The organism is Clostridium sp. LIBA-8553 (assembly GCF_057782465.1).
On record NZ_CM173489.1, the window covers coordinates 892960 to 915961 of the forward strand.

General features: G+C 26.7%; 23 protein-coding genes. 17 read left to right on the forward strand and 6 right to left on the reverse strand.

The annotated features are described in order from the left end of the window. Positions 1 to 160 precede the first annotated feature (160 nt). From AC2JAQ_RS03780 to AC2JAQ_RS03790, 3 genes are all read left to right on the forward strand, one after another. Complete coding sequence (locus tag AC2JAQ_RS03780) at positions 161 to 1081, forward strand: hypothetical protein (RefSeq protein ID WP_488457976.1); 921 nt, start codon at positions 161 to 163, stop codon at positions 1079 to 1081. 156 nt (positions 1082 to 1237) lie between these two features. Continuing rightward, a complete protein-coding gene (locus AC2JAQ_RS03785; RefSeq protein ID WP_488457977.1) occupies positions 1238 to 1471 on the forward strand; it encodes a hypothetical protein in 234 nt (77 codons plus the stop codon). Between the two features lie 138 nt (positions 1472 to 1609). After that, positions 1610 to 1852, forward strand: coding sequence for a nucleoside/nucleotide kinase family protein (locus AC2JAQ_RS03790; protein WP_488457978.1), 243 nt, complete (start codon positions 1610 to 1612; stop codon positions 1850 to 1852). Positions 1853 to 1954: 102 nt separating this feature from the next. Here AC2JAQ_RS03790 and AC2JAQ_RS03795 read toward each other — a convergent pair whose 3' ends face one another. After that, positions 1955 to 3298: a DUF4317 domain-containing protein gene (locus AC2JAQ_RS03795; RefSeq protein WP_488457979.1), complete on the reverse strand. Its 1344-nt coding sequence runs from the start codon at positions 3296 to 3298 to the stop codon at positions 1955 to 1957. A gap of 400 nt (positions 3299 to 3698) precedes the next feature. Between AC2JAQ_RS03795 and AC2JAQ_RS03800 the strand changes: the two genes are divergently transcribed. The 3 genes from AC2JAQ_RS03800 (at position 3699) to AC2JAQ_RS03810 (ending at position 6051) form a co-directional block, all read left to right on the forward strand. Beyond that, on the forward strand, positions 3699 to 3854 hold the full coding sequence (locus AC2JAQ_RS03800; RefSeq protein ID WP_061426727.1) for a zinc-ribbon domain-containing protein: 156 nt from the start codon (positions 3699 to 3701) through the stop codon (positions 3852 to 3854). 331 nt (positions 3855 to 4185) lie between these two features. Then, on the forward strand, positions 4186 to 4341 hold the full coding sequence (locus AC2JAQ_RS03805; protein WP_488457980.1) for a zinc-ribbon domain-containing protein: 156 nt from the start codon (positions 4186 to 4188) through the stop codon (positions 4339 to 4341). Positions 4342 to 4686: 345 nt separating this feature from the next. Beyond that, positions 4687 to 6051 (forward strand): MFS transporter, encoded by a 1365-nt coding sequence (locus AC2JAQ_RS03810; protein WP_488457981.1) that lies wholly within the window; start codon positions 4687 to 4689, stop codon positions 6049 to 6051. 262 nt (positions 6052 to 6313) lie between these two features. Here the strand turns inward: AC2JAQ_RS03810 and AC2JAQ_RS03815 are convergent, their stop codons facing one another. Further along, on the reverse strand, positions 6314 to 7150 hold the full coding sequence (locus AC2JAQ_RS03815; RefSeq protein ID WP_488457982.1) for an AraC family transcriptional regulator: 837 nt from the start codon (positions 7148 to 7150) through the stop codon (positions 6314 to 6316). A 303-nt stretch (positions 7151 to 7453) separates the two neighbouring features. Between AC2JAQ_RS03815 and AC2JAQ_RS03820 the strand changes: the two genes are divergently transcribed. The 3 genes from AC2JAQ_RS03820 to AC2JAQ_RS03830 all read left to right on the forward strand — a co-directional run bounded on the left by AC2JAQ_RS03820 (position 7454) and on the right by AC2JAQ_RS03830 (position 13657). Further along, positions 7454 to 10492, forward strand: a complete 3039-nt coding sequence (locus AC2JAQ_RS03820; RefSeq protein WP_488457983.1) for a glycoside hydrolase family 2 TIM barrel-domain containing protein — start codon at positions 7454 to 7456, stop codon at positions 10490 to 10492. Positions 10493 to 10727: 235 nt separating this feature from the next. After that, positions 10728 to 12182, forward strand: a complete 1455-nt coding sequence (locus AC2JAQ_RS03825; RefSeq protein ID WP_488457984.1) for a sucrose-specific PTS transporter subunit IIBC — start codon at positions 10728 to 10730, stop codon at positions 12180 to 12182. After that, positions 12182 to 13657, forward strand: coding sequence for a glycoside hydrolase family 32 protein (locus tag AC2JAQ_RS03830; RefSeq protein ID WP_488457985.1), 1476 nt, complete (start codon positions 12182 to 12184; stop codon positions 13655 to 13657). Before AC2JAQ_RS03825 ends, AC2JAQ_RS03830 begins: the two co-directional genes overlap by 1 nt. A 118-nt stretch (positions 13658 to 13775) precedes the next feature. Here the strand turns inward: AC2JAQ_RS03830 and AC2JAQ_RS03835 are convergent, their stop codons facing one another. Continuing rightward, positions 13776 to 14753, reverse strand: a complete 978-nt coding sequence (locus AC2JAQ_RS03835) for a LacI family DNA-binding transcriptional regulator (protein WP_488457986.1) — start codon at positions 14751 to 14753, stop codon at positions 13776 to 13778. Positions 14754 to 15005: 252 nt separating this feature from the next. Here AC2JAQ_RS03835 and AC2JAQ_RS03840 point away from each other — a divergent pair, with 252 nt between their 5' ends. The 6 genes from AC2JAQ_RS03840 (at position 15006) to AC2JAQ_RS03865 (ending at position 18897) form a co-directional block, all read left to right on the forward strand. After that, positions 15006 to 15248 (forward strand): DUF421 domain-containing protein, encoded by a 243-nt coding sequence (locus AC2JAQ_RS03840; protein ID WP_488457987.1) that lies wholly within the window; start codon positions 15006 to 15008, stop codon positions 15246 to 15248. 6 nt (positions 15249 to 15254) lie between these two features. After that, positions 15255 to 15689 (forward strand): DUF421 domain-containing protein, encoded by a 435-nt coding sequence (locus AC2JAQ_RS03845; RefSeq protein ID WP_488458771.1) that lies wholly within the window; start codon positions 15255 to 15257, stop codon positions 15687 to 15689. 232 nt (positions 15690 to 15921) lie between these two features. Beyond that, the gene (locus AC2JAQ_RS03850; protein ID WP_488457988.1) at positions 15922 to 16734 is read left to right on the forward strand and encodes a DUF438 domain-containing protein; all 813 of its coding nucleotides are present in this window, start codon (positions 15922 to 15924) and stop codon (positions 16732 to 16734) included. Positions 16735 to 16779: 45 nt separating this feature from the next. Then, a complete protein-coding gene (gene ric / locus AC2JAQ_RS03855; RefSeq protein ID WP_488457989.1) occupies positions 16780 to 17478 on the forward strand; it encodes an iron-sulfur cluster repair di-iron protein in 699 nt (232 codons plus the stop codon). 168 nt (positions 17479 to 17646) lie between these two features. After that, the gene (locus AC2JAQ_RS03860) at positions 17647 to 18132 is read left to right on the forward strand and encodes a GNAT family N-acetyltransferase (RefSeq protein WP_488457990.1); all 486 of its coding nucleotides are present in this window, start codon (positions 17647 to 17649) and stop codon (positions 18130 to 18132) included. Positions 18133 to 18186: 54 nt separating this feature from the next. Then, positions 18187 to 18897 carry a Crp/Fnr family transcriptional regulator gene (locus AC2JAQ_RS03865; protein WP_488457991.1) on the forward strand — a complete coding sequence of 237 codons (711 nt, stop codon included), beginning with the start codon at positions 18187 to 18189 and terminating at the stop codon, positions 18895 to 18897. Positions 18898 to 19098: 201 nt separating this feature from the next. On the opposite strand, the gene rd (AC2JAQ_RS03870) is transcribed toward AC2JAQ_RS03865, so the two are convergent. After that, positions 19099 to 19260 carry a rubredoxin gene (rd, locus tag AC2JAQ_RS03870; protein ID WP_488457992.1) on the reverse strand — a complete coding sequence of 54 codons (162 nt, stop codon included), beginning with the start codon at positions 19258 to 19260 and terminating at the stop codon, positions 19099 to 19101. Positions 19261 to 19754: 494 nt separating this feature from the next. On the opposite strand from rd (AC2JAQ_RS03870), the gene AC2JAQ_RS03875 reads away from it, so the two are divergent. Continuing rightward, positions 19755 to 20501, forward strand: coding sequence for an FAD-binding oxidoreductase (locus AC2JAQ_RS03875; RefSeq protein WP_488457993.1), 747 nt, complete (start codon positions 19755 to 19757; stop codon positions 20499 to 20501). 220 nt (positions 20502 to 20721) lie between these two features. After that, complete coding sequence (locus AC2JAQ_RS03880) at positions 20722 to 21432, forward strand: Crp/Fnr family transcriptional regulator (protein ID WP_488457994.1); 711 nt, start codon at positions 20722 to 20724, stop codon at positions 21430 to 21432. 55 nt (positions 21433 to 21487) lie between these two features. Here the strand turns inward: AC2JAQ_RS03880 and rd (AC2JAQ_RS03885) are convergent, their stop codons facing one another. Together rd (AC2JAQ_RS03885) and AC2JAQ_RS03890 are read right to left on the reverse strand one after the other, a co-directional pair. After that, complete coding sequence (gene rd / locus AC2JAQ_RS03885) at positions 21488 to 21649, reverse strand: rubredoxin (RefSeq protein WP_488457995.1); 162 nt, start codon at positions 21647 to 21649, stop codon at positions 21488 to 21490. Between the two features lie 26 nt (positions 21650 to 21675). After that, the gene (locus tag AC2JAQ_RS03890) at positions 21676 to 22896 is read right to left on the reverse strand and encodes an FprA family A-type flavoprotein (protein ID WP_488457996.1); all 1221 of its coding nucleotides are present in this window, start codon (positions 22894 to 22896) and stop codon (positions 21676 to 21678) included. Between the last annotated feature and the right edge of the window lie 106 nt (positions 22897 to 23002).

The following is a 23002-nucleotide window of genomic DNA, read 5'->3' on the forward strand; positions in this document are numbered from 1 at the left end:
TTTATGTATTTTATAATATTTTACATTAACAAGAATGCTTATTAAAGTATTTATTAAAATTTACATATCTCTTTACAAGCTTCCATAAATAAAATAATATATTTGTAAAATATAACGTTAAAGTTATATTTAGTTATTTGGATTCTTAGGGAGTAGATATATGAATATTAAGAAATTAGGTGTTGCAAAGACTATTATAATAATAAGTATTTTAATTTATATTATTTATTTAACTTTAAGTAATGTTTTATTAACTTATGGTATTGAGTTTAGAAGTAGAGTTATAAGTTTTATTGCCTTAAACAAATGTATATTTATAGTAGTGGTAACCATATTAGTTATTAAATCAGTTTGGAATATGACTACAGGTAATTTATCAAAATTATTTTTAACTTTATTATTAGCTATAATGGCAACTGGTACAACCGTATTTATGGTGATGTTACCATATTTATTTACTGTAAAAGGAGAAACTTTAGCATATAAAGAAGGAAAGTTATTTTTAGCTATTTCAGAGCCTGTGGGGCTTCATAATACTAATATAAAGTTTTATGAACCTATAAATTTTATGCTTATGAAGGAAACAAATACTGAAGGTTTTATTTATGATGGGGCTAGCAATTGTTATGCATATGGAGAACTTAATTTTTTACAAAATCCTGATTTTGATATACGTAGAGAATCTGAGTTTAAAGATTTAAAGCCCTGGAGTGCAAAGAAAAAGTTTAGTAATGGAGTATTTAAATATTTAGGAAATGAAACTTATGATTTTGGAGGAATAGTAATTAAATTTGATTCTAAAGAAATAGAAGTAAAAGAAGCTTGGATAGAGAGACATATAGCTAAATATGGTGGTAAGAATATAATTGGTGAAAATATTGAGCTTGTCAAAGAAAATATAGATAAAGTAAATAGTAATTCTGGTATTAAAACAAAATATGAAGAATTTTTAGACGAAAAAGATAATAGAAATATTAGAATTGGTACAGAAGGTGAGTATGGAAATTTTTATTATGAAACAGTCTTAATTGTTAATAATAAAGGAATAGTTACTTCAGTAAAATATTTAAATGATTATTAGTATAGTAATTACATTATTCAGATTAGAATGGAAATAATAAATTTCTTAGTAGATTCATAAGTGAATTAAGTTATACCAGAAGTTAAAGGGTTTAGATTTGATACAGAGTTATATATTTGTTAAATATTTATATGATCTAGAATGGAGAAATATTAAATGCAGTGTTTATTAAGTAAATTAAGAAATGAAGATATTTCTAAAAGAATATATATTGTTGGAATTGATGGTTTAGGAGGAGCAGGTAAAAGTACAATAGTTAATTCATTAAAATTACAATTACAGAATGAAAATTATAATACTTATGTTTTGCATATTGATGATTTTATACATCCTAAATACATTAGATATGATGAGTCTAAGGAAGCGTGGGATTGTTATTACAATGTATAATGGAGATATGATTATCTAATTGAAAAAATTTTATCTCCAATAAAAAAGAGAGAAACAATAGATACAGTAATAGAATTATATGATAAAGAAAATGATAAATATATTCTATAACCAATATGTGTACCATATGGTTCTGTTTTGATATTAGAAGGAGTGTTTTTACAAAGAAAAGAAATAAAAAGTTATTTGGATTTTGTAATTTATCTAGATGTTCCAAAAGAAGTTAGGCTAAATAGAGTTTTAGAAAGAGATAAATATATAGGTGGAGTAGAAGATATAAAAAATAAATATGAAAGAAGGTACTTCCCAGCAGAAGAAAAATATACATTGGAGTATTCCCCAGTTGAAAATGCTGACTTTGTATTAAGTTACGAAAAATAAAATAGTAGATAATTTTCGAAAATTATCTACTATTTTTAATATAAAAGATTAGTATTAAATTTCAAAAGAAATAATATAATTTTACTTATTAAGTTAGATAATTTAAATTAAATCATCTAAGCCATTGACTGTAGCTTGCTCATCCTCATTAACAGGAATAATGATGCATTTCTGCCCATCAATTATTTGAGATTTTATTTGAGGTATTTTTTCAGGCTTAACTTGAAGTACGACATCATATTCATTGTTATTAATGTCATCTTCTAGATTAACATCTGAAATTTCTTCTGAATCAGTTTCTAAAGATTCTTCTGAAACTATGTTATCATCATCAACTTGTTGATTAGCTTCCTTATCTATAGCAGCTTCTTTTTTAACTTCCTCAAGTCTAGTTTTAAGTACTTCCACTTGTTTTTCAAGACGTTCTTCTTTTTTTCTTTGCTCATTTGCTTTAAGTGTTTTTGCATCAAGTAAGTTTTCTGCTAGAGGAAGATCTTCGCCAAAGTTTTCTAAATAAGATTTTTCAATCTGAGTAGTAACATCTTCAGGAATACCACTTTCTATTAAGATGTTTTGTATATCTTTGTCTGTTAAAGCTATAGGTTCACTATCTGGAGTATCTTCATACATAGAATTATGTTCTTCTATCATATTATTTAAGTTTTCTTGTACTTCCATAAACACTTTTTCAGCTTTTTCTTCATCTAAAAAAGAATCTTTGATAATTGATTGAAATGTTTGTTTTTGAATAGTAGCAGTTTGTCTTGAAGTACAGCCTAAGACATTTTCCATTAACTCTGGGTGTGTATCTTTAGCATTTTTAGTGTAGTACATAACAGAGTTAACATCTGAACTACGATCAATAAAAGCAGGGAATACAAAGCCGTTAGCAGGGGCTTCAACTACCCAATCTCTAATACGTGCTTTTATTTGGTTTTCTTCTTCAAAGTATCTAAGACCAGGACCTGAAAGGGAAACTGGACATACTGCACATAATATATATTCATATACTTCTTCAGATTCATCTACTTTAAGATTATCTTTAGTTTTAGTAATAACATCATAAGCATCATGGAAAAGAAGTATTAAAAAGTTACCTGTATAATCATAATTATCTATAACTAATTTATAAAAATCATTAAGAAGTTCATCATCCTTTAATTGACTGTTTTTTAGTTGCATAAGAGAAACTTGTCTTTCATTTACAAGGTACTCATTTAGTGGAAAGTTAAGTTCTAAAATATTGTTTCCAATAGTTCCAGACATAACTTTTTTAGCAATCTCTAAGTATTTAAAGTATTCATCTTCATCTAAATTTAGAAAAGTTTCTCTAAAATTTAAAATAATATGTTTTTCTCCATTGACATAGCAGCCACACATTTTAGTGAAAGTGCAATGGTCCTTTTTCAAACGCTTTTTTAATTCAAGTATATCTTTTTTTCTCATATATAAACTCCTCAATCTAATCTAATTAATATGTTGTCATTATTAAGTATAGTATTTTTTGTATATTAATTAAAGATTTTATTAGGTAAACTTAAAGCAGACTATATGAAATAAAATATGAAAATTAGTATTTAATTTGAATATTATTCTTTTATAAATGTTAAATAGCAAATTTCATAGAAATTAATAAAAAAATAATAGTTATAAAAATATCTATTATTAATTAAAAATTTTTTTTTATTAATAATTTTTTTAAAAAAGTATTGTAAAAAAATAAATAGTATGTTATTATAAAGAAGTAGCAAAATGCTAACAAAAAAGTTTCATTTAGGTAAATAGTTTCTCGTAAATTAGAGATTATTATATCAATTTAGAATCTTTAATTTTAGGAGGAATATTTATGACAGATAAAATAATAACATGTAGAGATTGTGGAAGTGAATTCGTATTTTCAGTAGGAGAGCAAGAATTCTACAAAGAAAAAGGATTCGATAATGAGCCAACAAGATGTATGTCTTGTAGAAGAGCTAAGAAACAACAACAAAATAGAAGATAATTTTAGATTGTTATAGGCTGTAGTTTAAACTACAGCCTTTTTTGATGTTTTATTATAAATTTTAAATATAAATTAAATAGGATAAATAACAAATTTAGAAATTTTATTAGGAAATTTAAAGGAGATGATATGATAATGAAAAAAGAAGAAAATGGCGAAAAATTTTTTCCTAATAATAATTTTTAAAAAAGCATTGTAATAAAGTAAATAATGTGTTATTATAAAGAAGTAGCAAAAATGCTAACAAAAAAGTTTCATTTAGGTAAATAGTTTCTCGTAAATTAGAGATTATTATATCAATTTAGAATCTTTAATTTTAGGAGGAATATTTATGACAGATAAAATAATAGTATGCAGAGATTGCGGAAGTGAATTCATATTTTCAGTAGGAGAGCAAGAATTCTACAAAGAAAAAGGATTCGACAATGAGCCAACAAGATGTATGTCTTGTAGAAGAGCTAAGAAACAACAACAAAATAGAAGATAATTTTGAAGTGTTATAGGCTGTAGTTTTAAACTACAGCCTTTTTTATATTCCAATACTTTAAGCTTCATTAACAATACACTTATCATTATTTAATTGCTTCTTAAATACATTTCTAAAAACAAACCTTATTTTTATCATAATAAAATAATTTTTTTGATTTTAGTTTATTAATATACTCTATATTTAATTAGGAAATATAAATCAATATTTTAGAAACTTAATTCTATTTGATTATTAACAAAATTTTGTAATAATATATACGAAGATTAAGAAATCGATTTCTTTTAAGTGGTTTAATTAAACGGGTATTACAAGATTTTATTAGTAGAATATAGAGGTGATGGTTTGAATACACTAAGAGATAGACAAATTGACAAAAGTGATGATGTTTCTATAAAGACTTTAATAACTTATAGTATGGGAAGTTTAGGCAATAATATGATATATGCATTGATTAGTTCCTATCTTTTAATTTTTTTAACAGATAGTTTTAAAGTAGGAGCAGCTGCCATAGGAACATTATTTCTGGTGGCAAGGGTTATAGATGCAATAACAGATCCTATAATGGGGGTTATAGTTGATAATACTAATACTAAAATTGGAAAGAGTAGACCTTATCTGTTTGTTGTTCCTATTTTCATGGGAATAGCAACAATTATGTGCTTTTCAGCACCAGATTTAAGTTATAGTGGTAAAATTATATGGATATACATAGCATATATATTTTGGGGCATATCTTTTACTGCTATGGATATACCATATTGGTCATTATCTGCCAATATTACAAGATCTTCTGAGGGAAAAACTAAGATTGTTACATCAGCGAGAACAATAGCGTATGTAGGTAATTTTATAATTCTAACACTTACTATACCTCTTGTATCAATTATTGGAAGTTGGACAACTGTGGTAATAATATATGTTTGTTTTGCTACCATATTTACTTGGATTACTGCCTTTGGAATTAGAGAAATTAATGATAAGGCTGCTAAGAAAAAGCAAAAACAAGGTATAAAACAATTTATAAACTTATTAAAAACAAATAAGCCTTTAAGAATAGTTTTATTATCAATGTTAGTGTTAGAACTAAGTGGATCAATAAAAAATACAATAGCTATATATTATGTAAAGTATAATTTTAATGCAGAAATGATGATTCCAGTAGTTAGTTCGGTTGGTATGGGAGCAAGTATATTAGGTGGAGTAATGTCACCATTTTTAACAAAAAAGTTAGGCAAAAGAAATACTGCACTTTTAGGATTATTAGTTGGTGCAGCAGGATCATTTTTAATATTTTTACTATCATATTCTTCATTACCTTTAATGATAGTTATAAACTTTATAAGTGGAATTTTTGATGGAGCGGGATATATAACTCTAACTTCAATGGTTGCTGATTGTGTTGAGTATGGTGAATGGAAGACAGGAAAGAGATCAGAGGGGATGATATTCTCTTTAAATATATTTAAAAGTAAAATTGCTAGTGCTATTGGGGGATCCTTATGTGGATACATATTAGCATATATTGGTTATACAGCAGATTCAAGTCAATCTACATTTACTTTAAATGGAATTCATTTAATACAGACCTTGGTTCCATGTGCTATTGTAATAATAAGTTTTATGTTATTAAGAAGATATAATTTATCAGAGGCAGAATATGAAGCAATAGTTGATGATTTGAAAAATGGTGTTACAAGAGTAGGATAATATTATGGTTAAAAAGGTATAACTGAAGTTTTGTTTAAGCTTCAATTATACCTTTTTATGTTTTAAAATAGTATTGATTTTAGAGTTATATAAAGATATATTTCCTAGCTATTTTTAAGCTTTGTTTTAAATCTTTTGATTTTAAGTGTAATAGAGTAATTAAAAACAAATAATTTTATAAAAATATTTAATGAGCTTTTGCTTAAAGGGACGGGGATGATAAGTTAAAAATCAAAATCTATATATAAATATTCTAAAATAATTAATTTGATTTATTCACTTGATTATTTCTGTAATGTAATGGAGACATTGAAAAATGCTTTGAAAAAGTTTTTGAGAATAATAAGGAATCACTATATCCTACACTGTTTGCAACTTCTCCTATAGGTAGTTTAGTGCTTTTTAATAAAAGTGTTGCTTTATACATTCTAAGATTTATTAAATATTTTTGAGGAGAAATTCCAAGGTTTTTTATGAACATTTTATATAAATAGCTTCTACTTAGGTTTACATAATCAGCAATTTCTTGAACAGTTATATTATTCATATAATTAGAATTAATGAAATTAAGAGCATCTTGAATATATGTATGTAATTCTTTGTCTTTGTAATCAAAAGGCTTTGGGAATTCTTCTATAAGTGTGTATAATAATGAATAAAGTTCCTTTAATAATAGTATGTCATCGGAACATGAGGGATTATAAGTCTTTGATATTTCACACATATTTAATATTATGTGGGGAATTTTTGAATTTGATTTACAATTAGCAACATAAGAGTTAGTAATAGAAGTTCTATTTAAATATTCATTAGCATTTGAACCACTAAATCCTATCCAGTAGTATTCCCAAGGATCATCTATGGAGGCTACATATTCAACATTCATCCCTTTTATTAGTATAAATATATCACCTTGTTTTAAATTATATACTTTACCATTAAATTTAAATGTACCATATCCCTTAGTTACGTAATGAATGACAGCATTTTTCAATACTTCATATTTATATCCTAATCCTGGGATACCTTGTTCTATACCACATTCATCTACATTCATTTCAAAATTTTCTTTTGTATATTTTTTCCACAGTATTTGCATTTGTACCTCCTAAACCTATAAAACTAGCTAATTTTATATTAAGTTTTTATATCAAATATATAAATAAAGTCTTGATACAATAATATATTAATTATCTATAGTATTTGAAAAAAATGAATTTCATAAGAAACATTATAACATGTTTTAGAACTTTTTAACTATTTTAAAAGATTAATTTACATATTAATATTAAATTATGGGTAAAAAATATTTTTTTTAATGATTTATATGGAGTTATGTTTCATAAATATATAATTATGATTCATGAGTACATAATGATGCTAAATGTATTAGGAGGGTAAAATGATACTAAAAAATGAATACCATGAAGATATTTCTAAACTACATGTAAATATGATGCCAAGAAGAAGTTACTATATTCCATTTATGGATACTGATGAGGCCCTTAATATTAAAGATAGAAGTAAGCAAGATAATTTCTTTTCACTTAATGGTAAATGGGAATTTAGGTATTTTGATAGCTTACAAACAGTAAAAGAATTTAAGGATATAAATGAAATTAGTTTTAAAGACAATATTGCTGTGCCTTCCCTTTGGCAACTAAATGGATATGATTATAATCAATATACTAATGTTAAATATCCTATTCCTTATGATCCACCTTTTGTTCCTATAAATAATCCATGTGGAATTTATAAGAAAGATTTTGAAGTTGAGATACTTCCTGAAAAGTATGATTATAATATAAATTTTGAAGGGGTTGATTCATGCTTTTATTTTTGGATAAATGGAATGTTTGTTGGATATAGTCAGATATCTCATAGTATATCTGAGTTTGATATTACGGAGTTCTTGGTAAATGGTAAAAATACAATTGCAGTCTTAGTTTTAAAATGGTGTGATGGTACTTACTTTGAAGATCAAGACAAATTTAGAATGTCTGGAATTTTTAGAGATGTGTATATATTGAGAAGAGCAAAGTCAAGAATAGTTGATTATAAAATAACTCAAAGTATAGATTTTTTAGCTAAAGAAGGAAAGTTAGATGTTGAGATTTTATCTAAGATAGGAAATCTAGAAGTTAAATATTATTTATTAGATCCTAAAAGTAATATAGTTTCATCTGGAAATATAGATAATAATAAAGCAGAAATAAATATTAAAGATATAAAACTTTGGAGTGCTGAGATACCTAATTTATATACTTTGTTAATTGAAACAGAGCATGAGGTTATAAAAGAAAAAATTGGTATGAGAGAAATTAAAATAGAGAATTCTATTTTAAAAATTAATAATACTCCAATAAAGTTAAGAGGAGTTAATCATCATGACAGCAATCCAACTAAAGGATATGTTATGACATATGATGATATGATTTTGGATTTAAAAATAATGAAAGAGTGTAATTTCAACTCTATAAGAACTGCTCATTATCCTAAATCTCCAATTTTTTATGAGTTATGTGATGAGTACGGCTTTTATGTTATGAATGAAGCTGATATTGAAATTCATGGAGTTGTTGAATTATATGGATTAGGGTATTTAGATAATTATAATATGATAGCTGATGACGAAATTTATGAAAAGGTTATTATTGATAGAGTTGATTCATCCATAGTTCCTTTTAAGAATAGATCTTGTATTTTTATGTGGTCACTTGGAAATGAGTCAGGATTTGGATGTAACTTTGAAAGAGGATTAGAATATGCTAGAGAACTAGATTCTACACGTCCACTTCATTATGAAGGTGCACATTATGCTAGTAAAGAAAGAAAAAATGATTTTACTAATATTGATGTTATTAGTCGTATGTATATAAGTATAGAGGAAATTAAGGATTATTTTAAAATGGGAATAGACAAGCCATTAATACTATGTGAATATGCCCATGCCATGGGAAATGGTCCTGGTGGATTACAAGATTATGATGAAATGATTCAAAAATATGATCAGTTTGCAGGAGCATATGTTTGGGAATGGTGTGATCATGCGATACTTATTAAAGAAGATATTAATGGCAAAAAAGCATATGGATATGGAGGAGATTTTGGAGAGGAAAATCATGATGGAAACTTCTGTGTTGATGGTTTAGTTTATCCAGATAGAACTCCTCATACTGGATTATTAGAATATAAAAACATTAATAGACCTATAAGAGCATTAGAATTTGATCAAATTAATAGAAGAGTTAAATTAAAAAATATGCTTGATTTTAAGAATGCTGGTGAATTTTTAGATGTTACCTATAAAGTACTTTTAGATGGAGAGATAATTTTCTTAGATAAGATAAGTTTAGAAAGTTTAAAGGCAAAAGAGGAAAAATGGTATGATTTAAATATATCAAGATTACCAAATGCAATTATTACTATATTAGTTGAGTATAAAATAAAATATAATAACTCTCTTTATAAACAGGGGATTGTACTAGGGCATGACCAGTTTACAATAAAGAATGAAGTAGAGAATATCGAATCTGTTAATAAATTTATAAAAACTACTATTAATGAACAAAAGTTTTATATAGAAGAAACAGTTAATAAAATTAGAGTTATAAATAATGAGTTTAGTTATAATTACAATAAGAATACAGGAACTTTTGATTTCATTGAGTCATTAGGAAAAGTGTTTATAAGTGATCCAATGGAGTTTATTATTTGGAGAGCACCTACAGATAATGATAGAAAGATTAAAAATCAATGGATTGAAGCTGGTTTTAATCAAATTACTACAAGAGTATATAATAGCGAAATTAAGGAGTTTTCCAATAGAGTGGAGATAACTAGTGATTTAAGCTTGATACCACCATATAGGGAAAGAGTCTTAGATATTAAGGTAACATGGAGTATTTATTCAGAAGGGTTAATTAAGTGTCATATTAAAGGTAATAAAAATATGAAAACACCTTATTTACCAAGATTCGGTGTGGAACTTAAGCTAGACAAGTCCTATGAAGAAGTAAGTTACTTTGGATTTGGACCATATGAAAATTATGTAGACAAAAACTCATCTTGTTATTTAGGAAGATTTAATTCAAAGGTTTCTGAAATGCATGAAGACTATATAAGACCTCAAGAGAATGGTAGTCATCATTTTTGTAGAGAAGTATCTATTAATAATGAAAAAAGTAAAATTTATGTTTTATCAGAAAATGACTTTGCCTTCAATGTTTCACACTTTTCTCTAAAGCAATTAACCAATGTAGAACATAATTTCGAATTAAATGAAGAGGATACAACTTATTTAATTATAGATTATAAACAAAGCGGTATAGGCTCAAACAGCTGTGGTCCTGATTTAGATGAAGAATATAGACTTAATGAAAAAGAATTTTCTTATGATTTTTATTTGAAATTTGTAAAAGATCATATAATTGATAATTAAAGATAATATTTTTTTTATGTAGTGCTGTCTCATAGATTATTTAAAAATAGTCTGTGTAGACAGTTTTTGTTTTTAAATTTGTTACTAAGTTTATAATTAAAGTTATTTAATGGATTATCAAGTTTGAAAAATGTGTAAACGTATAAAGAAAATGTTGACATGGAATAAAAAGAAGATTAATATAATAAATATAAAAAAATGAAACGTTTCAAATTATTAAATTGGAGGTTAATTCATGGCAAAACAAAGGAATTATAAAAAAACGGCAGAACTTATAATTGAATATATTGGCGGAAGTGAGAATTTAGTTAGTGTAGCTCATTGTGCTACAAGATTAAGATTAGTTTTAAAAGACGATAGTAAAATAGATATAGGAAAGATTGAAAATATAGATCTTGTTAAAGGAAGTTTTAATAATGGAGGACAATTTCAAATAGTTTTAGGAACTGGAATAGTTGATCAAGTGGCAAGAGAATTTATTGCTTTATCAAACTTATCAGAAAGTAGTAAAGAAGAGGTTAAGAAAAAAGCTGATGAGAAACAAAATATTTTTCAGAGAATTCTTAAAGCTTTAGCAGATGTATTTGTTCCTATATTGCCAGCCTTGGTTGCAGCCGGGTTATTAATGGGATTAAACAATGTATTTACAGCTCAAGGGTTATTTTTTGAGGGAAAATCTTTAGTAGAAGCATATCCTCAATGGGCTGATTTTGCATCTATGATAAATACTTTTTCAAATGCAGCTTTTGTATTTCTTCCAGTTTTAATTGGATTTTCGGCGGCTAAAATTTTTGGAGCTACACCTGTTCTTGGAGCAGTAATTGGAGCAATAATGATACATCCAGATCTGTTAAATGGATATGGATATGGTGAGGCTTTATTAAATGGAACAGTGCCAGTATGGAATATATTTGGGTTTGAAATAGCTAAGGTAGGATATCAAGGAACTGTATTACCAATCATAGTTTCAGCTTTTGTGCTTGCTAAAGTAGAAAAATCTTGTAGGAAAGTTGTTCCTCCAATGTTAGACAATATAATAACTCCTTTGGTGGCAGTTTTAGTTACAGCAACCTTAACATTTACAGTAATTGGACCTGTTATGAGAACTGTAGGAGATGGATTAACATATGGAGTAATGTGGTTATTTTTTGAATTAGGACCTATTGGAGGAATGATATATGGAATTGTATATCCATTACTTGTAATAACAGGTATGCATCATAGTCTTATTGCGGCTGAAACTCAAATTTTAGCTAACATAGGTACATTAGGAGGCTCTCCAACTTTCGCTGTGGTAGCAGCATCAAATGTAGCACAAGGGGCAGCGGCTTTAGCAATCTTATATATTATGAGAAAAAATGATAAAATGAAAAGTTTAGCATCAGCAGCAGGGACTTCTGCTTTATTAGGAATTACTGAACCAGCTATATTTGGAGTAAATTTAAAACTTAAGTATCCATTTATAGGAGCTTTAATAGGATCTGCCGTAGCTTCTGCTTATGTTACATTTATGCAGGTTTTATCACTTTCACCAGGGCCTGCAGGATTACCAGGAGTAATAGTAATAAGAACCGAATCAATGATTCAATATATGATTGGGTTAGCTATAGCCTTTGTAGTGGCTTTTATAGCTACAATAATATTATCTAGATTCTGGGGAAGAAATAAACTAACAGAGGGAGTAAATTAATGGAGTGGACAAGGGAACAAAGATATAGAAAAATAGAGGATATATCAGAGGAAGAATATAGAGCTTTAGAAAAAAAGGTAGAAAAGTGTCCTTATAGACAAAAGTTTCACGTTCAACCTAAGACAGGGCTATTAAATGATCCAAATGGGTTTTCATTTTATAATGGTGAGTATCATCTTTTTTATCAATGGTTTCCTTTAGGACCTGTACATGGATTGAAATATTGGTATCATGTTTCCTCTAAAGATTTAGTAAATTGGGAAGATAGAGGCATTGGAATAGAACCAACAAAGTACTTTGAAAGTCATGGAGTTTTTTCAGGAAGTGGTATTGTAGAAAATGATGAATTATACCTTTTCTACACAGGAAATACAAGAGATGAGAATTGGATAAGACATCCTTACCAATGTTTAGCTATTATGAATAAACAAGGTGAAATAAGAAAGATGGACAAGCCACTTATTAGTAAACCTGAGGGATATACAGAACATTTTAGGGATCCTAAAGTGTTAAAAAGTAATGGCAAGTATTATTGTTTAGTAGGAACTCAGGATAAGGATGAGTTAGGTACTGTGATTTATTATGAATCAGATGATTTATTAAATTGGAAAATTAAGAAAGAAATTGATACTAAATTTAAAGGCAATGGGTTTATGTGGGAGTGTCCAGACTATTTTGAATTAGAAGATAAAGGTGTATTAATTTTTTCTCCTCAAGGGCTTAAAGCAGAGGGCGATAGATTAAATAATGGAGATAATTCAGGATATCTTGTTGGAAATAAGATTAGCTTTGAAGATGGAATTTTTAATCATGGAGAGTTTGATGAATTAGATAGAGGCTTTGACTTTTATGCTCCACAGACCATGGAAGATGAAAAAGGTAGAAGAATATTAATTGGATGGTGTGGATTGCCTGGAGTCGATTGTGTAACAGAGAAAAGTGGATGGGCACATAATATGACTCTTCCAAGAGTGCTTACACTTAAAAATAATAAGTTATATCAAACACCTGTTAAGGAATTAGAAACTTTAAGAGAAAATGAGAGAATAATAAAGACAACCCTAAATAATGAAGAGAAAGATTTTGAAGGCTTTAATGGAGATACATATGAATTAATCTGTAATTTTAAGAATATTACAGGTAGATACGTTGGGGTAAAGTTTAGAAAAGGTATAAAAGAAGAAACTACTTTTTATTATGATTTAAAAGAGAAAAAATTAATTTTTGATAGAGAAAATTCTGGTGAACCTACAGTGTTAGAATTTGGTACTGTTCGTAAATGTGATATGGATAGCAAAGATCTGAAAATTCAAATGTTTGTAGATACATCAATGGTAGAAATATTCATTAATGATGGAGAAGAAGTTTTTACGGCAAGAATTTATCCTAATAAAGAAAGTAAGGGAATAAGTTTCTTTTCAGATAAAGCATCAGATCTTGAAGCTAAGATTTGGGATTTAAAATCAGATAAATAAGTATAAAAATGTTATGTTTATTCTTAATAAATAGGGATATCTTATTAGATATCCCTATTTGAATTTAAAAATTTAAAACAATATATATTAAATAAATATTTTTCTATATTTTATTAGTTTATTTTGTAGTGTATCCTTTAATAAATCTTACTGGTAGAAGTGTCTCTTTTGAAATAGCTTCCTTATTTATGACTTTATTTAAGTTAAAAACAGCTTTTTCAGCAATTAAATCCAATGGTTGACGGATGGTAGATATCTTTATTGGAGCTTTTTCATTAATTTTTGCTCCATCATATCCAATTACTTGTACATCATCTGGAACACTTATATTAAATTCTTCTAATTTTTCTATAACATCATTTGCATGAGAGTCTGTAATTGCAAAAATCCCATCAAACTTAATTTCATCTTTAAAATTTTCTAAGATAAATTCATTAAGAAAATTATTAAATGATTTTGAATGACCTACGTAATAGTAGTCATTATAATATACATGGTTTTCTTTACAATAATCTATAAATCCAACAACACGATTTCTAGTAGAGTTGTTAATTTCTGAACCTCTACCAATAATAGCTAGCTTTTTACAACCGGCTTTAACTAATTCTTCAGCAGCTAAACGTCCACCTTCGAAGTTATCACTACTTACATAGGGAATAGTTTTAGTAAAAAATCTATCAATACTTACTATCGGAATATTGGCAGAAATATAAGGGTCAATATTACTGTAGGTAATAGAAATTATTCCATCAACTTTATTTTGTTTAACCATATTAATATATTCTAATTCCTTCATATAGTCGTTCTCGGAATTGCATAATATCATTTTATAATTATAATTTCTTAGATTCTTTTCAATATGATAAGCTAATTCTCCTAAAAATGGATCCCATACTGTTGGAAGAATTAGTGCTACTGTATTTGTTTTATTAAGTTTTAATCCTCTTGCATAGGCATTAGGTTTATAATTCAATTCTTTTATTGCCTTTTCCACTAATTCTCTACTTTTAGATTTTACATTAACATTATTTATAACGTTAGAAACAGTCCCAACAGATACACCAGCTCTTTTTGCAACATCTTTAATTGTAGCCATAATTTAAATTGCTCCTGTACATAAATATTTTTATGTAATTAAGTTTATCATAATGTATGGTCAAATTAAAATAACATAGAGATTAAATATAGTGTATTTATCTTAATTTAAGTAAACATTATTAAAAAGGGGGGGACCGCGAAATTATTTTGCCCCTTGAGTTTTTTCTTAAGAGGATATTTAATAAATAACTTAAATTTATAAATAGTAAAAGGTAAATAATATAAGTATCATTTAAGAAGGAGTGTTTATATGAAAGATACTATTGTTATCTTAGTTAGATCAGTCGTGACTTATTTTACTTTATTATTTTTTACTAGAATTATGGGGAGAAAGCAGATATCTCAACTAACATACTTTGATTATATTGTTGGAATAACAATAGGATCAACTGCAGCAGTTGCTTCAGTTGACAAACATGTTAGCGTATATGAAGGCATTTTTTCTATTGCCGTATGGACTATTCTTACAATACTTATTGCCAATATAACTTAAAAAAATATAAAATTAAGATTATTAATAGATAGTGAGCCCTTAATAATAATAGAAAATGGAGAAGTTAATTACAAGAATATGAAAAAAGCTAGATATAATATTGGAGATCTTTTAATGCAATTAAGAGATAAAGATATATTTTATATCACAGAGGTAGAGGTTGCAATACTAGAACCAAATGGAACACTTAGTGTGTTAAAAAAGGCGGAATATTCTTCATTAACAGTCAGTGATTTCAATATAAAAAAACCTAAAACGGATATGATGGTAGAGTTGATTTTAGATGGTGTTATATTAACTTCACAATTAAAGAAAATAAATAAAGATGAAAAATGGGTTGTTAAAGAATTGAAAAAAAGAAATATAAATGATTTAAAAACAGTTGTATTTGCAGGCTTACAATCTGATGGACAAATATATATAGTCACTAATAATAGTTAAAATTATTATATTGTTTGTGGATAATCAATTGCTAAATTTAAGTATGTGGATTAAATAGTCTGCATACTTTTTTTATTAATTTTTCTAATGTGACCACAGTCATATTTCAAACTAGCACTTTGAAATTATAATAGCATCATAAGAGAGAGGCAATAAGCCAATATGAAATAAAAAAATTTTGTTTTATAGGAGGAAGTATTAGCACAAGTTATGGTGCTATTGAAATATATATATGGAAAATAAAAAAGTAATATTAAAAAATGGACAAGCAAAAGTAATTGATTCTGAAAGAATCAACATGTTAACAGATTTTTTAAGAAGAATAAACAAAGATGGAATAACTCAAGAATTAAAAGAAGAAGGATTAGATATTGTAAAGGCAATAGATCCATTAGAATTATCAATTGCTGAACAAAACCTAATAGATGATGGAATGGAACCAAGTGAATTAAGACATTTATGTGATATACATATGGAAATACTTAAAGATGAACTTGAAAAGTTAAAAAGTAATATATCAAGGGGACATGTCTTAGATACTTTAGTTGAAGAGCATGCAAAGATATTAGGTTTATTAGAAGATCTTGAAATAGTTACTAATGAAATAGTAAAAATGGATAAGTATAATAAAGAAAATGTAGAATTTTCAAAGGCCTTAGAAATAGTACAAGGTATTTTAGATGCAGAACTTCATCATAAGAGAGAAGAAGATGTGTTATTCCCAGAATTAGAGAAAAGAGAAATAACTGGACCAACAAGAATAATGAGATTAGAACATGATCAATTAAGAGAGAAAAAGAGAAGATTAAAAGAGTTAATAAAAGTAGTTGAATATCTTGATTTTGAAGACTTTAAAGATAATATGCAATCTTTATCTAAAGAAATTTGCTTTGAACTTAAGGATCATATATTTAAAGAAAATTATATTTTATATCCAACAGCTTTAGAAGCTATAAAGGATGGAAATCTTTGGAATGGTATGAGAGAAAAATGTGATGAGATAGGATATTGTCCATTTACTCCAAAAGAATGTATAGAAAAATAGGTTTAAGATAAAAAGATGTTAATGAAGAATTAGGAGGAAAGTACTATGGAAAAATTAATTAGAAAAGACTTTAGTTTAGGAGAAGTTGTTACTGTTTATCCAGCAGTTGTTAAAAAATTTAATGATATGGAATTAGACTATTGCTGTGGTGGAAGTGAGAGCTTAGAATCAGCTCTTAAGAAAAAAGGTGTTGATGTTGATAAATTTGTTGAAGAATTAAATAAAGAGTTTAAAGAATTTAAATTTGAAAATTCTCAATATGTAGATTGGAGAGAAGAATCTTCAGAAGCGTTAATAAAACATATAGTTGAAACTCATCATGCAACTACTTTTAGATTATTAAAAGAGATAGATCCATTAATGGTTAAAGTATTCAGAGTTCACTTTTCACATGGACCAGAGCTTTTAATGAGAGTTCATAAACTTTTTGGACAATTAAAATGTGAATTAGAAGAACATTTACTTAAAGAAGAAGAGATTTTATTCCCATTAATGATGAAGTATGATCAAACAAATGATGAAAAAGAAAAGAAAGAAATAGAAGAAGATATAAGAATAATTGTTAGTGAACATGAGGCTGCTGGTGATATATTAAAAGAATTAGCAGAAGTAACTAATGATTATAAGGTTCCAGAGTGGGGATGTTTAAGTTTCAAATTATTATATGACAACTTACATGATTTAGAAAAAGACTTATTTATACACATTCATAAAGAGAATAATATATTATTCCCAAGATATTAGTATTGCGTATAAACATGTATAAAGTTAAATTAATTTATAATAATACCAGGTTGAAAGTAACTATTATACTTTCAACCTGGTATTTGTTGTATATTAAAATTGTTAATTTTTAATATATTTTCTTATAATGTATATATAGTGATATAAGTTTGAAAAAGGAGAAGACATATGGAAGTTAGAGAAGCTAATAGAGCAGATTTAGAAGAAATTATACTTATTGAAAGTGAGTGCTTTCCAGTAGCAGAGGCTGCAAAGGAAGAGGATATTCGTAAAAGATTTGATGCTTTTAAAGAAAATTTTATTGTTGCAGTTAAAGATGAAAAGGTAATTGGCTTTATTAATGGATGTACTACAGATAAACCTGAATTACCGGATGAACTGTATCATGATACTAAATTACATAATCCAAATGGAGACTATCAAACTGTATTTGGACTTGATGTGCTACCTAACTTTAGAAACAAAGGTATTGCAGAAAAATTATTAAATAGTTTTATAGAATTATCAAAAGAACGTGGGAAAAAGGGAATGGTACTTACTTGTAAAGATCATTTAGTACACTATTATGAGAAGTTTGGATTTAAGAATCATGGAGTTTCAGATTCTTCACATGGTGGAGCGAAATGGAATGATATGATACTATTCTTTGATTAGAGGTATATTAAAGATATAGAATAAGTTAAAGAATAATAAGGAGCGGTTAAGAGTATGGAGAAATCATGTAATTGTGGCTCATGTAAAGAACCTTGTGCTAAGAATATAGCTATTTTTTCAACACTATCTCATGAAGAGTTGTTAAAAATAGTCAATATGACTGAACATAAAAGCTTTAAAGAAAATGATGTTTTATGTAGAGAAGGAGAAAAGTCAGATAAACTTTTCCTAATTAGAGAAGGTAGAGTAAAAATATGCAAAATTACTAAAGAGGGAAAAGAGCAGATAGTTTATGTATTATCTAAAGGGGATTTCTTTGGAGAAAATAATCTTTTTACAAGTGATAACATTAGTAATTTTTCAGCTTATGCAATAACAGATGCAAAGGTATGTATTTTAAAAAAGGAAAATTTAGAAGGAATACTTCTGAAAAATCCAGAGATATCATTAAAAATAATACAAGAAATGGCTAATAGAATAAATTCTGCTGAGAATTTAGCTCAAACTTTAGCAACTAGAGATGTTGAAGTCAGATTAGCAACTGTATTAATAGAATTTATGAATAAATATGGCCAGAAAAATGAAGAAGGAATATATATAAAATTACCGCTTAATAGAGAGCAAATGGCAAATTACTGTGGTATAACAAGAGAAACTGTAAGCAGAAGGCTTTCCAAATTTGATAAGATGGGAATAATAAAATTAAAAGGAAATAAAGGACTTATTATTAAGGATGAAGAAGCTTTATTGAGCTTAGCAGAGTAAAGTAAAGAGTTATACCAAACAATTCAAAAAGTTTTAAATAGGCTATGTTTTAGGGCAGCTTTTATTTTAGATAGTTATGTAGAACTACTTATTTAAGTCAGTCTTACAGATTTATCTAAAATCAAAACTAGTTTAAGACATAGCCTTTAAATAAAATTAGAATATTTATAGGTTTATTAAGTTTTATTATAACTTTTAATATTATTCAACTTTAGAAAAATGAGTTTTATCTAATTTACAAAGTGGACATACCCAATCATCTGGAATATCTTTAAATTCAGTTCCAGCTTTAACTCCATGCTCAGGATCGCCTACAGCGGGATCATAAACATATCCACAAACATCACAAATATATTTTTCCATAATCAAGACCTCCTTAAATTTTATAGTAATAATATTATTTTAGTATGTTTAATTATTAAATAAATTATGTTTTAAATAGAAAATTTACTCTCTACTAAATATAATTTCTTTAATGTGACACCAATCATATTTCAGAGCAATTATTCTAGATATAATGACCTTGTAATAGAGAAGTAACTAAGAAGTTCATATTATTAGTATATGAGCACAAATTAATAGCTTAATAAGTTTATAATTTTAGTTTCTATTTTTATTAAACCCTAAATAATGTATAAAACCTATAAATTAAGAATTTCGATGTACAAATTTTAAATAATTTAGTTGTTACTTATCTATTAAGCTTAGAATACAATAAAAAATATGAAGTTAAAATTATGAATTTAATTGTAAGTAACAGTATATGAATTTATATTAAATATTCGATTAAATCATATATTGTTACTTATTTTTTAAATGACTTAAAAAATTAGGCCAAAATAGGATGAGGTGATAGTATGGAAAATGTTTGGAATGGATTTAGACAATTAGAGATATTTAAAATAGAAGAAGAGGCAAAAGATATAAAATCATTTTATTTAAGAGCTACTGATCAAAAGCCATTAAAAGAATATAAGTGTGGTCAATTTTTACCAATTAAAATAGAAACAGAAGATGAAGTTATAAAAAAAGAAATGAGAAGATATAGTTTATCAGGTGATCCGCAAGAAGATTATTATAGATTAACAATAAAAAAAGTTCCTAATGGAAAGGTAAGTGGATATTTTCATGAATCTATTAAGGTAGGGGATACAATATTAGCCATGCCTCCATTTGGGAAGTTTACATTAACAGAAAATAGTGAAAAGCCTTTAGTTTTACTATCAGGAGGAATAGGAATAACACCTATTTTATCAATGTTATATGGAGCTAAGGATCAAAGTAGGGAGGTTTATTTTGTTGAGGCTGTATTGAATTCAGAAAGTTTAGCTTTAAATTCTGATGTTCAGGAAATCAAAAAAATAAAGGATTTTAAAGAAATAAAGATATTTAGTCAACCATTAGAAAGTGATATAAAGGGTAAAGATTATGATGAAGAAGGCTTTATAGCAGAAGAGTGGATAAAGAATAATTTACCTTTAAATGGGGAATTTTTCTTTTGTGGACCAACTTTATTTATGAAAAGTATAAATAATAGCTTGAAAAGTTTAGGCGTTAAAGAAGAAAACATTAATTTTGAATTCTTCGGAAAAGAAGAGTTTTAATAATTATTATTTTAGATTTTAATATAAAAAGTATTATTATATTAAAAATTTAAAATAAAAAAGTTATATAAAAGTAGTTAATTCTTAAGAATTAACTACTTTTATTTTTAATAAGGTTATATGAGCATATACTCAAAATATTATGATGTATTGATAGTTATTAATAGCATTTGTTAAAATTGATATGAAATACCCAAAGATAAAAGGAGCGTATAGATTTGTGATTAGATTATGTAATTGTGCGTCAGATAAAGGGCCGTGTGCTAGGAATATAGCTATTTTTTCATCATTATCTGATGAGGAACTATTTAGAATAGTTAATATGACAGAGCATAAGGAATTTGATGAAAATGATGTTTTATGTAGAGAAGGTGAAATATCAGATAAGCTTTTTTTAATTAGAGAAGGAGAAGTAAAAATATGCAAAATTACTAAAGAGGGAAAAGAGCAGATTGTTTATATATTATCTAAAGGAGATTTCTTTGGAGAGAATAATCTTTTCGTCAATAGTAATATTAGTAATTTTTCAGCTTATGCAATAACGTCAGGTAAGATGTGTATATTGAATAAAAAAAGTTTAGATAAAATACTTTTAGAAAACCCAGAAATATCAATAAAAATAATAGAAGAGATGGCCAACAGAATAAACTTAGCAGAGAATTTAGCTCAGAATTTAGCAACTAAGGATGTAGAGGTAAGAATAGCATCGGTATTGGTAGAGTTTATGAATAGGTATGGACTTGAAAATGAAGAAGGAATATATATAAAATTACCACTTAATAGAGAACAAATGGCAAATTATTGTGGAGTGACTAGAGAAACTGTAAGTAGAAAACTATCAAAGTTTGATAAAATAGGAATAATAAATTTACAAGGAAATAAGGCAATTATAGTTAAAGATAGGGAAGCTTTATTAGATTTAGCTGAATAAAGTAAAGAGCCTAATAAATCTATAGGATTTATTAGGCTCTTTAATAATATAAATATTATTCAGTTTCAGAGAATTGAGATTTATCTACTCCACAAAGAGGACAAACCCAATCATCTGGAATATCATTAAATGCAGTTCCAGGAGCTACACCATTATCAGGATCTCCTACTGCAGGATCATAAATATATCCACATACATCACATATAAATTTTTGCATAATTAATTCCTCCTAAAATTTAATAATTATATTATTGAACTGATATAATCAGCAGCTCTTACAACTTCTTTTTCTGATTCATCATTTAATGAGAATCTAATTCTTACTGGAAAATGAACATCAATCATACCAGTAGATTTTATTATTGATGAAGTATTTAAAACATTACCATTTGTAGAATTTAAATAATCTTGTATTATCTCTATAGGTTCACCACTCCAGCCAAATGAACCGAAGGCCCCTAAAATTTTGTTGCTTAAATCTAAGTTAGGTAATTCTTTTAATATATCTTCAATAGAACCTATTAAATCTCCATATTTAGTTGAAGTACCAAATAATATTGCATCTGATTCTTTTATTGAGTTTAATATATCCTCTTTACTACTTTTATCTGCATTAAAAATAGCAACTTCAATATCTTCATTTTCTAATTCAGATTTAAATTTTTCAGCTATTCCTTTTGTTGCATTTCTCATTGTAGTATAAACTATAGTAGCTTTTTTACCTTTCTTGGTTTCTTTACTATATTTATCATATATATCAATATACTTTTGAATATCTTCATCTAGTATATAACCATGAGATGGAGCAATCATTTCTATATCTAAATTTTTTACTATATCAATCATTGGTCTAACATATTTTCTATGTGGTGCCATTATAAGCTTATAGTAAGTTATAAAGTCATCAGTAATATCTTCTTTTGCCTTACTTGAGAAATGTTCTTTTGCAGTAAGGTGAGTACTAAAGATATCACAAGGGAATAAAATTTTGTCTTCTATACAATATGTAATCATTGTTTCTTCTGTGTGTAGATATGGAGTCATTTTAAATAATAATGTCTTTCCTCCTATATCAAGGGTATCTCCATCATTTACTATTATGAACTCTCTATCATGTAATTTATATAATTCTTTTAGGTGATATACAGCCTTTTCACTACAAACTATTTTAGCATTAGTAGCTTGTCTAGCTAATCCACCTAACGCACCTGAATGATCAGGTTCAGTATGGTTAATTACTATGTAACTTATGTCTTTTAAATCAATAATTGCTTTTAAATTATTTAAAAAATCTTTTGTATATATTAAATCTACTGTATCAATAATTGTTGGCTTTTTAGTTTTTAATAAATAACTATTATATGTAGTTCCTTTTTCTAATATTAATCTATGAAATGGAACAGGTCTATCATCTATAACACCTACTGAGTAGATATCGTTTTTTAGCTTAACTTCTGTATTCATAAGTATCCTCCCTATTAAATTTCTTTTCTGAAAATCTACAACCTTAGTTTAAAACATAATAGGATAACTGAATGTGATTAGAAACACATGGTAAAAAATTATCTTA

Bases quoted from the DNA above. Each gene is read 5' to 3' on its own strand.
- AC2JAQ_RS03780 (WP_488457976.1), top strand. From the start codon at position 161: ATGAATATTAAGAAATTAGGTGTTGCAAAGACTATTATAATAATAAGT.
- AC2JAQ_RS03795 (WP_488457979.1), bottom strand. From the start codon at position 3,298: ATGAGAAAAAAAGATATACTTGAATTAAAAAAGCGTTTGAAAAAGGAC.
- AC2JAQ_RS03820 (WP_488457983.1), top strand. From the start codon at position 7,454: ATGATACTAAAAAATGAATACCATGAAGATATTTCTAAACTACATGTA.
- AC2JAQ_RS03865 (WP_488457991.1), top strand. From the start codon at position 18,187: ATGGAGAAATCATGTAATTGTGGCTCATGTAAAGAACCTTGTGCTAAG.
- AC2JAQ_RS03875 (WP_488457993.1), top strand. From the start codon at position 19,755: ATGGAAAATGTTTGGAATGGATTTAGACAATTAGAGATATTTAAAATA.
- AC2JAQ_RS03835 (WP_488457986.1), bottom strand. From the start codon at position 14,753: ATGGCTACAATTAAAGATGTTGCAAAAAGAGCTGGTGTATCTGTTGGG.
- AC2JAQ_RS03800 (WP_061426727.1), top strand. From the start codon at position 3,699: ATGACAGATAAAATAATAACATGTAGAGATTGTGGAAGTGAATTCGTA.
- AC2JAQ_RS03860 (WP_488457990.1), top strand. From the start codon at position 17,647: ATGGAAGTTAGAGAAGCTAATAGAGCAGATTTAGAAGAAATTATACTT.
- AC2JAQ_RS03785 (WP_488457977.1), top strand. From the start codon at position 1,238: ATGCAGTGTTTATTAAGTAAATTAAGAAATGAAGATATTTCTAAAAGA.
- ric (WP_488457989.1), top strand. From the start codon at position 16,780: ATGGAAAAATTAATTAGAAAAGACTTTAGTTTAGGAGAAGTTGTTACT.
- AC2JAQ_RS03825 (WP_488457984.1), top strand. From the start codon at position 10,728: ATGGCAAAACAAAGGAATTATAAAAAAACGGCAGAACTTATAATTGAA.
- AC2JAQ_RS03890 (WP_488457996.1), bottom strand. From the start codon at position 22,896: ATGAATACAGAAGTTAAGCTAAAAAACGATATCTACTCAGTAGGTGTT.
- AC2JAQ_RS03830 (WP_488457985.1), top strand. From the start codon at position 12,182: ATGGAGTGGACAAGGGAACAAAGATATAGAAAAATAGAGGATATATCA.
- AC2JAQ_RS03840 (WP_488457987.1), top strand. From the start codon at position 15,006: ATGAAAGATACTATTGTTATCTTAGTTAGATCAGTCGTGACTTATTTT.
- AC2JAQ_RS03850 (WP_488457988.1), top strand. From the start codon at position 15,922: ATGGAAAATAAAAAAGTAATATTAAAAAATGGACAAGCAAAAGTAATT.
- AC2JAQ_RS03815 (WP_488457982.1), bottom strand. From the start codon at position 7,150: ATGCAAATACTGTGGAAAAAATATACAAAAGAAAATTTTGAAATGAAT.
- rd (WP_488457992.1), bottom strand. From the start codon at position 19,260: ATGGAAAAATATATTTGTGATGTTTGTGGATATGTTTATGATCCCGCT.
- AC2JAQ_RS03805 (WP_488457980.1), top strand. From the start codon at position 4,186: ATGACAGATAAAATAATAGTATGCAGAGATTGCGGAAGTGAATTCATA.
- rd (WP_488457995.1), bottom strand. From the start codon at position 21,649: ATGCAAAAATTTATATGTGATGTATGTGGATATATTTATGATCCTGCA.